Here is a 12,756-nt window from a genome sequence, read left to right as displayed (position 1 = left end):
TGCAGATTACATTGCTTCTTTCTTCTGTCCGATAACAGAGCGTTCTAAAATCTCTGTTACATCAAGAGTTTGAACCTGCTCTTCTACTTCTTTCGCTTTCGTCCCATCACTAATCATCGTTAAGCAATATGGACAACCTGTACCGATAATGGATGGTTGCACAGCTAGCGCTTGTTCTGTACGAGCAACGTTAATACGTGAACCTGCTGTCTCTTCCATCCACATTAAGCCACCACCTGCGCCACAACACATTCCTGTTTCACGGTTACGTGCCATTTCTACAAGATTCACACCAGGAATTGCTTTCAAAATATCGCGTGGCGCTTCGTATACTTCGTTGTATCTTCCTAAATAACAGGAATCATGGTACGTAACTGTTTCCTCAATAGCGTGAACAGGTTTTAAGCGTCCTTCTTTCACCCACTGAGCTAACAATTCTGTATGATGATAGACTTCTGCTTGCAAGCCAAAGTCTGGATACTCATTTTTAAATGTGTTATAAGCGTGAGGATCAATCGTAACGATTTTCTTCACTCCTGCTTTTTCAAATTCCTCGATATTCTTTGTTGCCATCTCCTGGAAAACAAATTCATTTCCAAGACGTCGCGGTGTATCTCCAGAATTCTTTTCTTTATTACCAAGTATCGCGAATGAAATGCCTGCTTCGTTCATTAACTTCGCAAACGATATCGCAATCTTCTGACTACGATTATCATATGATCCCATTGAACCAACCCAGAATAAATATTCGAACTCCTCGCCAGCTTTCGATTTTTCTTTTACAGTTGGAACCGTTACTTCATCATCACCTTGGCGCCAAGTTTCACGCTCTTTACGATTCAGTCCCCACGGATTCCCTTGACGCTCAATGTTTGTCATCGCACGCTGCGCTTCCGCGTCCATCTTTCCTTCTGTTAAAACGAGGTAGCGGCGTAAATCGATAATTTTGTCAACATGCTCATTCATAACCGGACACTGGTCTTCACAGTTACGACACGTTGTACAAGCCCAAATTTCTTCCTCTGTAATAACATCTCCGATTAAACTCGGATCGTAAGCTAGCGTTGTAGCCGCTGATTCTTGTTGCCCTTTTCCAGCTGCCATCATCGCTAACTGATTTCCTTGTGTATTATTAAAAGCAACTACTGGAACCCACGGTGCTTTTGATGTCACTGCTGCCCCTTTATCAGTTAAATGATCGCGGAGTTTCAAAATTAAATCCATCGGCGATAACATTTTCCCTGTTCCTGTTGCCGGGCACATATTTGTACAGCGACCACACTCTACGCAAGCGTATAAATCAATAAGCTGATTTTGTCTAAAATCTTCGATTTTACCAACACCAAATGTTTCTTGCGTTTCATCTTCAAAGTCAATCTTTTCAAGTTTCCCTGGATTTGAAAGACGACCGAAGAAAACGTTAGCTGGTCCCGCAATTAAATGCGCGTGTTTTGATTGTGGAACATACACTAAGAACGTTAACAAAATTAGTAGATGCACCCACCAAGAGAAATAGAATACAGAAATGGCTACGGTTTCATTTATTCCCGAGAAAACGTAAGCGATTGCAGAAGCGATTGGTTCACTCCATGAAAGCTCTTCGCCGTGCCATATAATTCCCATTCCATTACCGAGTAGCACAGAAATCATTAAGCCACCAATAAAGATAAGGACAAGGCCTGATTTGAAATTACGTTTTAAACGAACTAGCTTCTCAACATAACGTCTATGAAAAGCCCAAAAGACTGCAATTAAAATAACAAGTGTGACAATTTCCTGGAAGAATGTAAATGCAGGGTATAGTGGTCCAAGTGGAAGATGTGATCCTGGTGCGAGTCCTTTCCAAACGAAGTCAATTGCTCCAAATTGGACAAGAATAAATCCGTAAAAGAACATAACGTGAATAATGCCGCTCTTTTTATCTTTCAGCAGCTTTTTCTGACCGAAAACATTGACCTTAAGAAGATCCCAACGCTCTTTAAAACGACGGTCAAATTCAATCTTTTTTCCTAACTGTATGTAGGCCATTCTCGTTCGTATAAGATACACAAACAAATATCCCGCATAAGCAATAACAGCAATGGCAGCCAGCCAATTCATGATCAGTAAGCTATTCATTTTTATGCTACCCCTCTCTTTGTAAGCCCTCTTTCTTTTTTAGAATCTTCAAAAACATATAATTTTCTGAATTTTTTCCCCTATCTTCATTATATAATGAGTGAGCATTCAGTCAACAGTTTTTTGTTATACAACAACATATTTTTTCATAAAGCTGTTTATTTCGGTGAAACTATAAAGTGAAACTTTAATTCAGTAGGGAGCTGTTCATTCTCCACTGAATTATTAGCCCTCACCAATCGGGCTTTTACGGCCAGCCAACAAAATGAAGGTGAAAAGAATGCAAAGGAGGGAATTCACTTATGTTCTTCTTATCTCTCTTGTTAATATGCGTTATTCTTTGGATCACAATTGACCTTTTATATGGGAGGATTCTTCATTTAAAGCGTGTGCGCTCTCGTACTTTCCCTTTACGTCAAAGTAATTTTCACCTTTATACATACGGACAGGATTTATATGATGCTTTATTTACTGATATACAACAAGCAAGGCACCATATACACGTTTTGTTCTTCATTGTAAAAAACGATAAAATTAGTCGTGAATTTTTAAAGTTACTTATCGATAAAGCAAAGGAAGGAATTGAAGTAAGACTTCTACTCGATCGATTTGGAAGCCATTATTTATCAAACGAGGCAATTCGTTCCCTACAAAAACACGGCGTCTCTTTTTCATTTTGTCATAAAGTGAAATTTCCGTTCCTTTTCTTTTCTGCCAATCAGCGCAACCACAGGAAAATTACAGTAATTGACGGAAAAATTGGTTATATCGGTGGATTTAATATCGGTGAAGAGTATTTGGGACATAATGAACGTTTAGGATTATGGAGAGACTATCATTTACGCCTTACAGGCGAAGGAGTACAAGATTTACAAAAACAATTTTTACATGACTGGTTTGATGATACAAACCAAAATTTATTGGATGCTTCTCTTTATTTTCCGAAACTGCAACCTGGTACCATCCAACATCAATTTATTCCGACCGATGGGGCTTATTTACAACATACTTTTTTACACTTAATTGAAAATACGAAAGAAGAACTCTTTATCGGTACACCATATTTCATTCCTGGAAAAAAAATAATGAACGCATTATTAAAAGCACGAAAACGTGGGGTTCAAATCACGATTCTCGTTCCAGAAAAGGCCGATCACGCCCTTGTTCGAGAAGCAAAATTTCCATATTGTCGAAAGTTAATACAAGCCGGGTGTAATATTTACGCATTTCAACAAGGTTTCTTTCACGCCAAAGTTATTATAGCGGACGATTATATTTGTGATATCGGAACTGCAAACTTTGATATGAGAAGTTTATATATTAATCATGAAATCAACTGCCTTTTATATGATAAACATTTTATACAAATAGTAAAAAACAGATTCCATGAAGATTTAGAAAACGCGTCCTTGCTTTCCTTTAAAGATGTTAGCAGCCTTTCTCTTATTGATAGAGGGAAAGAATGGATAGGAACGATACTTTCCTTCTTCTTATAGGAAAGATACTGAGTAAAAAGAGGTGTATCACATATGATTATGCGGTTCGGATATGTCTCACATGCAATGGCACTCTGGGACTGTTCTCCTGCCAAAACGATGACATTTACAAGCTTTCAAAAGCTTAGTAAACAAGAGCGTGAAGATAAATTATACGATGTTACAAGGCAGAATCTTGAGCATACACTACGTATTCTTCATTACAATATAGCGCATGAAATTCCGTTATATCGCTTATCTTCTTCCATTGTCCCACTTGCAACACATCCGGAAGTCGATTTTGATTATATCGAGGCATTTACACCGCTTTGGCGTAAAATTGGGGCATTAATTAAAGAACACAATTTACGAATAAGTTTTCATCCAAATCAATTTACGCTATTTACAAGCGACAAGCCACATATTACAACTAACGCGATTACAGATATGACCTATCATTATAAAGTATTGGATGCAATAGGAATTGCAGATTCTTCTTATATTAACATCCATGTAGGTGGTGCCTATGGAAATAAAGAAGAAGCGGTTGGACGTTTCCATGAAAATATAAAAAAACTTCCTGCACATATAAAGAAGCAAATGACACTCGAAAATGATGATAAAACATATACAACTGCTGAAACTTTATCTATTTGCCAAAAAGAAAAAATCCCATTTGTATTTGATTATCATCATCATATGGCCAACCTTTGCGAGGAACCACTAGAAGAGTTACTTCCTGCAATTTTTGAAACTTGGTCACATACAAATATCTCTCCTAAAGTTCACATTTCTTCCCCTAAATCAGAGAAAGAATTTAGAGCTCACGCTGCATATATTGATTTAGAATTTATTAAGCCTTTCTTACACATTGCAAAAAAAACCAATCAGAATTTCGATATTATGATTGAAAGTAAACAAAAAGATTTAGCACTTTTTCAATTAGTAGATAAAATTTCCTCTATAAGAGGAATAAAAAGGATAAAAAGCGCAATGTTACAATGGTGAATTGTAACATTGCGCTATTTTTTTCAAAAAAAGTAAGTTTTTTAATAAAAAACACCCTATTTTATATGCTATGATTGGAGTTAGCATTTTCCACCTGTGATTCAACTTTATTGAAACGGAGTCATACTATGATTAATCAAAAAAAATATGTACACTTTGTCATGATGTACATAATTATATTTTCCCTTTGGATATTCCTTATTCCTAAGAACTTGAATATAAAAGAAATTGGAATTCTCTTCTTATTTTGTTTTGCCACACTCTTTTCTTGCTATTGCCTATATAAAGCAATTATGAAAATGAAGCGTGGGGACAAACTATTTTGGGTTTTAGTACTATGCACTTGCCTATGTGGATTGACAATGGAGATAACTTTATTTCTTCATTCACTTTCTATATACGACCAAGTTATATTCTCATATAAGGCATTGCCCTTTTTCATCGTACAATATATTTTGCTCTTCTCTGGCTTTGCTATCAAGTTCATAAAACATTACTCTATTAGAGGTCTTGCTCAATTTTCATTTGATAGCATCTTTATTGTTATTATGAATATTTATTTTACCTTAACTTTTATTTTAGACCTTTCAAACTTTCGTATGTTAACAACAGATAAGTGGGTTTTAATCGGATATTTTATTGCACAATCATTAGTAATTTACGCGGTTATTAGCCTATATAGAAGAGAAGAATATTCTGCTAGCAGAATTTCATTAATTATCGGCTTTACTATCATACTTGTGTACGGATATATACATCTGCTCCAACTAAATATCGGAATGGAAACTTCTTCTGAAGTCTCTTATTTAGTACATACTGCTTCGATTTTATTAATCGGTTTATCATCCATACTATACATTTTAGATAAACCAATGCAGCATGAAACGAAAACGAAGTATTACCGATTCGACTATGTGCGCTTTATATTACCCTATTTCAGTATAATCATTACCTTTTCCTTTATTCTTATTCAACCTTGGGATGATAAGTTTATGCTAATCGGTCTAGTATTATCACTCATCTTATTATTCCTACGGCAACTTTACATGTGGAAAGATAATCAAGCACTAATCGGTACATACGAACAGTTGACTACACAACTAGAAGGCAAAGTAGAAGAGGGTGCATCTGCGTTATCAAAGAGTGAACAACGCTATAAATCGTTGTTCGAAGATCATCCTGATGCCGTTTTCTCTTTAAATATGGACGGTATTTTCCAAAAATCTAATACAGCTTGTGAAAGCTTATTTACTGCCTACTATTGTGAAGTAGAAAGCTATTCTCTTCTACACTTTATTGACTCAAAAGACCATGATCTACTAAGAAAAGCTTTGCAAATGACAAAAGAAGGTAGACCACAAACTTTAGAAGTTCGCACAAAAGAAAAAGAAGGCTATTACTATTACCTTCATATTACGCTCATCCCTACTTTTATAAACAAAGAAGTTGTTGGGATGTTCGGCATAGCACGTGATATTACAACTTTATATGAAAAGCAAAAACAAGTAGAACATTTAGCCTTTCACGATGCACTTACTGGATTACCAAATCGCCGAAAGTTCGAAAAAGATTTAAAAAACATTTTAAATACAGCTCAAACTAGCGCGAATGATGTTGCCGTCATGTTCCTTGATTTAGATCGATTCAAAAAAATAAACGATAGACTTGGTCACGATGTCGGAGATCTATTATTAATTGAAGTAGCAAAAAGATTACGCAGTTGTTTGCGTTCAAAGGATGTCGTTGCTCGCCAAGGTGGAGATGAGTTTACAATTCTATTACCAGATATGTACTCAGAGAAAAGTGCGGCTTTTATAGCTGAACAAATTTTAACCATTTTAAACAAACCATTCTTCATTAAAGATGAAGAACTGTCTATTACACCGAGTATCGGAATTGCAATGTACCCTGATTATGGAACAGATGTAACAGAATTAATGAAAAATGCTGATATGGCTATGTATCGCGCGAAAGCAAATGGAAAAAACAGATTTGTTTTCTTCTCAAAAGAAATGAGTATCGCCCAAAATGAGATCCAATTCTTAGAAGGCGAACTTACAAAGGCATTACAACAAAATGAATTTTTCCTTGAATACCAGCCACAAGTAAGTACAGCTTCAAAACAAATTATCGGTTTTGAAGCGTTAATTCGTTGGAAACATCCAAAACTCGGCATCGTATCTCCTGTCCAATTCATTCCTCTAGCGGAGGAAACTGGATTTATTATTGAACTTGGAAATTGGATTTTACGTACCGCTTGCTTAGAGGCAAAAAGATGGCATAATCAAGGTTTTGCTCACTTAAAAGTTGGTGTAAATTTATCTGTTGTTCAATTTAACCATGCAAATTTAATTCATACTATTTCAAAAGTGCTAGAAGAAACCGAACTCAAACCTGAAGCACTAGATATCGAAATTACAGAAAGTATCGCTATTAATCAAAATCAATCTGTCATTTCCAAACTAGAACAGCTGCAAAATCTCGGTATTCAAATTTCAATCGATGACTTCGGAACGGGTTATAGTTCTTTAGCTTATTTAACAAAATATCCTATCAATACATTAAAAATTGCTCGAGAGTTTATTTGTGGAATTACAAATAGCCCTTTAGAGGAAGCAATTATCTCTTCCATCATTACACTATCAAAAGAACTAAATTTAGAAGTTATTGCAGAAGGTGTAGAGACGGAAGAACAATGGAAGTTTTTATATGAACAAAACTGTGACCACATTCAAGGATTCTTTATTAGCAAGCCTGTTTCTAGTAAAGATGTTTGGAGGTTACTCCACAAAAAAACAACCGTCTAAGTAAGACGGTTGTTTTTTAATATTCAAAAGGTAGATCTCCTGCTAATTGTACCTCTTGATCATTATGAGAAATTACTTGGCTTTTCTCTAATGCTGTATCACCTAATGAAATACCCCATGCCATTGCTAACGTTAATAGGCTACCAATAAGTAGTTTCTTCATATTCCATCACCCACATTTTTTTATTTTAATATATCATGAAATTTTATCCATATCCTATGCAATTATGCATATCCATTTTTTAGGTTATCTATCTGCTGATTTTATCTGCGAGCGCTTCTTTATATGCATGCATCTCTAATATATCAAAAAAGAAACTTGCCTTTTTATATGCATCTTCAATCTCTGCCTCATCATACCCCAATTTTCCTAGGCATTCGCCTCTTTGATAATATAACTGTCCAATTAATGCCATACTATTAATTCGGCATGATATTTCAATTGCTTTATTTACTTGATAAAGTGACCCTTCATATTGCTCATCTAAGTATAATGCTTTTGCATGATTATATCTTACCTTCACGTCGAATTCTTCATTATCATGCAATGTCTCTAATTGTTTTAATATATCTTCAAATAACTCAATACTTTTCTTAAAATAATTATTTTCAGCATAAATATTTGCAATTGCATTCTCTATATAGAGATTTTGGTATACGTCTATTCCAGCTAATTGTTGGTTTAACAATTTTTTTAATTCTAAAATACAATATTCGTAATCAATTTTCTTCAATATGTAAGCTGCTACATGATATTGCCATTGAAGAAACTGCTGGAATTCAGGATGATATTCTTCCTTTTTCAGCTCATTCCATACTATATTATAAATCTCTTTATATTTTTTTTGCTTACACAGCATAATGACTTGATCTTTAAACTGTTTTTTTCTTTCAATATCAGAATAAATAAGTACTTCATAAAAGTGAATAATGGGAACTTGTAATTTTGCTGCAATACCTTGTAATATATCCATACTTGGGTATACCGCGCCCGATTCAATTCGACTCACTTCCGATTGATGACATATGTTCTCGGATAACTGTTTTTGTGTTAATCCCCTCATTACCCTAATCTTCTTAATTTCACTTCCTAATTTTTCTGCGTGCATACTTACTCACCATCCCATTATAACAATCTAATTTGTTAAGTTGTCATACCACTACCATAATGTGAATTCGACAATTTTTGATATGAAATAATGCATAATATATATAAAATTCGGCAAATTTTTCATACAATCCATCTCACATAATATAATAGACTAGTAATTTTATAGATAAATTATAGAAAATTTGCCCATGCTTTCGTTACATTCGGTCTTCTTTATCCTTTATCAGCAGAAGATATCCACACCCAAGAACTAGATAGAAATGAAGTAAAAGTTGAAATCGCTCAGCCTAGTTTAACGATTTAAAAATTAACACAACCTCAAAATGATACAAAAATATATGGCGAAAAAGTATTTAAAGAGTGAGATAAACGAGGCTAAAGCTCAACAAGAGTGAGTGACAACTGAAATGAATGTAGATTCCCAACCTACCAATAAAGAAACAAAAGAAAATCAAACCGAAGTTCACCTTGCACAAACTTACAAAAATTACAAAGTATATTGCCAAGATCTTATTGTAAAAGTAGATAAAAATGGAGTAATTACAACTGTTAGTGGTAAAGTTGTCCAAAATTTAGACCAACAACCTAATCTTACTATAACAAATTTTTTGTCGAAAAATGAAGTAAAATCTAAATTACGCGATATACTTCAAATTCTGAGCGATGCAACTGCGACGAAACTCTCTATTGAAATACTTGTTTATAAGAAAAAAGAAGTTTACCACTCATAGGTAAACTTCTTTTCATATCCATCCCTTTTCTTCCGCAATTGTAATTGCCTCAATTCTATTTTTCGCATCGAGCTTCGTTAATACTTCAGAAATGTAATTACGCACTGTGCCGGGTGAAAGATAAAGTGCCTTCGCAATTTCATTTGCCGTCTTTCCTTCTTTCGCAAGTAGCAATACTTCTTTTTCGCGATCTGATAACGGATTTTGCTCCTGCCATAAGCCGAACATTAAATCTTGAGAAATCTCTCGCTTTCCTTTCATTACATTACGAATAGATGCAGCTAAATCTTCACTTGGGCTATCTTTTAATAAATATCCGTGCACGCCAGCTTTCATTGCTCGTTCAAAATATCCAGGGCGTGCAAATGTTGTTAAAATCATTACCTTACATGCTGATTTTTCTTTCTGTAACGTTTCCGCAACATCTAATCCACTTTGAATTGGCATTTCAATATCCATAATGCTTACATCAGGTTTTAGCGATTCTATTAATTTTAACGCCTCTTCCCCGTTCGCGGCTTGCCCAATTACTTCAATATCATCTTCTAGATCCAGTAGGGCCCCTAATGCACCACGAAGCATCCGCTGATCTTCTGCAATAATAATTCGAATCATGCCCTCACCTCATCTTTTCCTGTTCTAATGACGACTGGTATTTTTACTATTAATAGTGTCCCTGGATTGACCGTACTCAGTTCAACAAACCCATCAATAAGAGCGATGCGCTCTTTCATACCACGAATGCCATTTCCATCGTGGTTTTGATCTGCTAAACCGATTCCGTTATCTTCTACTGTCAAAATTAATTCACCTTGTGATTCCAGTACAGAAACTGTGCAACGCGTTGCCTTACTATGCTTTACAACATTCGTCACAGCCTCTCGTAAACACATTCCTAAAATATTTTGTTCAATTGGTGATAACGAACTTGCACTCGTTTCTTGTTTTATTTCTAATTCAATAGTAGCAGCGTGTAAGATTGCTTTTATTTGCTCAAGCTCTTCTTCCACTGTAATCATACGCATATCAGAAATTAATTCCCTTAGCTGCTTTAAAGCGGTACGAGATGTTTGCGTAATTTCCTTTGCTTCCACACTTGCACGCTCCGGATTTTTTACAATTAACTTCTCCACAAGCTGACTTTTTAAAGTAATGAGTGATAACGTATGCCCTAACGTGTCATGAAGATCTCTTGCAATCCGCTGCCGTTCTTCACGTTTTACTAAGTCCTTAATTTGCTCATTCGCTTCGTTTAATTGATTTCTTAACATCTTTTTCTGATTAAAATTACGCATTCCAAATGGCGTAAGGAGCATTAAAATAAACATCGGAACGATATTTACTAAACTTGTAGTTGTTAATTGATTCATATTTACAAATAAAAATGCCCCAAGCATTATAACTAACAAACATAATAGCACTCGAAACACTTTCTTATTTGGCGTAAATCCCATCGCACTTGCCGTGAAAAAGCCAAAGAATATCATGAAAGGATTATAAAATAAAGCAAATAAAAAGATAAGTACCATTTGAATACATGCCCAAACAACAAACGTCCTCTGCACAAAATAAAGCTGACGGTATGTGATAATAAAAACTATCAACATACCGCTTCCAATTACAAGCTTCCACCCTGACGCCTGCACTAAATGGTAAATTGGAAACAACAGATACACAAGCCACATATACGGGAAGAAACCCATATGTTTCGGAAAAATCTCAATCCTCTTCTTCTCTATCATTTATACCGCTTCCTGTCTTTTTCTTATATATATTGATACTACAACAAATATAAGGAAATAACCTCCTAATACCGCGATATTTTCCCAACCAACTGATTTTCCAGCTACAATATCCCATGCACCGCTTCCGAAATGATATGTTGGTGTCCATTCACCAATCGTTCTTAATATTTTCGGGAATACTTCGATCGGCATCCATAGACCGCCAATTACAGCTAAACTCATATTTAAAATATTCGCTAAACCCGCTGCTGCATCCGCCTTCTTAATAGAACCTATTACTGTTCCTAACGCTAAAAATGGTGTCACTCCTAACAACAACCACAATCCAGCACCAATCCATTGCCCTACTGTTAACTCAACATGATTAATTAATATTCCTGCGATAAAGATAACTAAGATTGAAAAAGCATTCACTACTGTTTGAGCAATAATCTTTGCTGTTATATACGCTCCCTCTGGAAGTGGTGTAATTTTCAACAAATGTGTCCACCCTTGCCCCTTTTCCTGAGAAATCCTTACACCGAAACTAAAAAGTGCCGTCCCTACAATACTAAACGTCGCCATTGAGATTAAATAATGTGCTTTCCACGCATCTCCATTTTGTGGCACTTGAATAACATTTGTGAAAATGTAGTAAAACATAACTGGCATTAATAATGAGAAAAAGATAAATAATTTATTGCGGAACGTACGTAAAATTTCTATTTTGCATTGCATCCATAAAGCTTTCATGCGATTTCCCCCTTCTGATTTGCGACAAACTGTTCAAATGCTTCATCAAGACTTCCACGTTCAACTGAAATATTTGTTACAGGTAAGTTCTTTTGATAAATTGCTTTTAAAGTTGCATCTGTATCTTCGGTTATTAAAGTGAAGTGCCCTTCGTTTGACTGTACTTCTGTTACATTTGGTAATTCTTTTAGTAATTTTGCAGGAATACTTTCCTTCGAATAAAACGTAATTGTTTTTCGTGAAATCGTCGCTTTCATCTCGTCTGGCGTACCGTTTGCGATAATCTTTCCATTCGCAAACAATAAAATACGATTCGCCAATGCATCCGCTTCTTCTAAATAGTGCGTTGTTAAAATAATTGTTTTCCCTTCACTTGCTAGCTTTCGAATTGTTTCCCAAAACGTTCTTCGAGACGTAATATCCATCCCCACTGTCGGCTCATCTAAAAATAGCAAATCTGGATTTCCTGCAAGTGCGAGCGCAAAATTTAACCTTCTCTTTTGACCACCTGATAATTTCTCACATCTTTGCTTTCGCTCTGATTCTAAATTTGATAACTGTAGCAACGTTTCTTTCGCTACCGGATTCGTATAATAACTACGGAATAACTCAATCGCCTCTTCTACTGTAATGCTATCAATGACACTTACTTCTTGTAACATCGCACCGAAGCTATTACGAACGTCCCTATGCTTTGGACTCTTTCCAAATATAGAAACATTTCCTTCCGTCGGATCCTTTAATCCAAGCATCATCGACATCGTCGTCGTTTTCCCTGCACCATTTGGTCCAAGCAGTGCTACTATTTCTCCTTTATTCACATGAAATGAAACGTTATTTACTGCCTTTTTATATTTAAATGTTTTAGAAACACCATTTACTTCTATAATCTTTTCCATCTCTCCACCCCCGCTGTTTCTTATATTTATATTGTACGTTTTGGAAAACTTAGGAAACAGTATGATGCGTCATGACATCGATATGACAATTGTCATGTATTCCTTATGAGAGGAATCAACTCACATACCG

At 35.4% G+C, this 12,756-nt stretch carries 11 protein-coding genes; 4 read left to right on the top strand and 7 right to left on the bottom strand.

The features are described from left to right. Positions 1-6 precede the first annotated feature (6 nt). Positions 7-2,118 (bottom strand): (Fe-S)-binding protein, encoded by a 2,112-nt coding sequence (locus FS742_RS21200; RefSeq protein ID WP_144614903.1) that lies wholly within the window; start codon positions 2,116-2,118, stop codon positions 7-9. A gap of 302 nt (positions 2,119-2,420) precedes the next feature. Here FS742_RS21200 and cls point away from each other — a divergent pair, with 302 nt between their 5' ends. The 3 genes from cls (at position 2,421) to FS742_RS21185 (ending at position 7,408) form a co-directional block, all read left to right on the top strand. Continuing rightward, on the top strand, positions 2,421-3,614 hold the full coding sequence (gene cls, locus FS742_RS21195) for a cardiolipin synthase (protein ID WP_144614901.1): 1,194 nt from the start codon (positions 2,421-2,423) through the stop codon (positions 3,612-3,614). 33 nt (positions 3,615-3,647) lie between these two features. Beyond that, positions 3,648-4,601, top strand: coding sequence for a UV DNA damage repair endonuclease UvsE (uvsE, locus tag FS742_RS21190; RefSeq protein ID WP_144614899.1), 954 nt, complete (start codon positions 3,648-3,650; stop codon positions 4,599-4,601). Between the two features lie 128 nt (positions 4,602-4,729). Then, complete coding sequence (locus FS742_RS21185) at positions 4,730-7,408, top strand: DUF4084 domain-containing protein (RefSeq protein ID WP_144614897.1); 2,679 nt, start codon at positions 4,730-4,732, stop codon at positions 7,406-7,408. A gap of 16 nt (positions 7,409-7,424) precedes the next feature. On the opposite strand, the gene FS742_RS21180 is transcribed toward FS742_RS21185, so the two are convergent. Both FS742_RS21180 and plcR read right to left on the bottom strand, forming a co-directional pair. Further along, complete coding sequence (locus FS742_RS21180) at positions 7,425-7,571, bottom strand: quorum-sensing peptide PapR (RefSeq protein ID WP_000734732.1); 147 nt, start codon at positions 7,569-7,571, stop codon at positions 7,425-7,427. A gap of 88 nt (positions 7,572-7,659) precedes the next feature. After that, complete coding sequence (gene plcR / locus FS742_RS21175) at positions 7,660-8,517, bottom strand: transcriptional regulator PlcR (protein ID WP_061671862.1); 858 nt, start codon at positions 8,515-8,517, stop codon at positions 7,660-7,662. Between the two features lie 409 nt (positions 8,518-8,926). Between plcR and FS742_RS21165 the strand changes: the two genes are divergently transcribed. Next, positions 8,927-9,250, top strand: a complete 324-nt coding sequence (locus FS742_RS21165) for a bacillolysin (RefSeq protein WP_144614895.1) — start codon at positions 8,927-8,929, stop codon at positions 9,248-9,250. Positions 9,251-9,262: 12 nt separating this feature from the next. On the opposite strand, the gene FS742_RS21160 is transcribed toward FS742_RS21165, so the two are convergent. From FS742_RS21160 to FS742_RS21145, 4 genes are read right to left on the bottom strand one after another with little or no spacing between them, the layout of a single operon-like run. Further along, entirely contained in the window at positions 9,263-9,865 is a 603-nt protein-coding gene (locus FS742_RS21160; protein WP_088113920.1) for a response regulator transcription factor, read from the bottom strand. Further along, positions 9,862-10,992: a sensor histidine kinase gene (locus FS742_RS21155; RefSeq protein WP_144614893.1), complete on the bottom strand. Its 1,131-nt coding sequence runs from the start codon at positions 10,990-10,992 to the stop codon at positions 9,862-9,864. The genes FS742_RS21160 and FS742_RS21155 overlap by 4 nt, the downstream gene beginning before the upstream one ends. Then, the gene (locus FS742_RS21150; protein WP_144614891.1) at positions 10,993-11,727 is read right to left on the bottom strand and encodes an ABC transporter permease; all 735 of its coding nucleotides are present in this window, start codon (positions 11,725-11,727) and stop codon (positions 10,993-10,995) included. Further along, positions 11,724-12,626 (bottom strand): ABC transporter ATP-binding protein, encoded by a 903-nt coding sequence (locus FS742_RS21145; RefSeq protein WP_144614889.1) that lies wholly within the window; start codon positions 12,624-12,626, stop codon positions 11,724-11,726. The genes FS742_RS21150 and FS742_RS21145 overlap by 4 nt, the downstream gene beginning before the upstream one ends. Between the last annotated feature and the right edge of the window lie 130 nt (positions 12,627-12,756).

The organism is Bacillus cereus, assembly GCF_007678085.1.
Lineage (GTDB): Bacteria > Bacillota > Bacilli > Bacillales > Bacillaceae_G > Bacillus_A > Bacillus_A cereus_BE.
The sequence above is the reverse complement of the archived record's forward strand: the minus strand, read 5'-3'. Positions and strand labels throughout refer to the sequence as shown.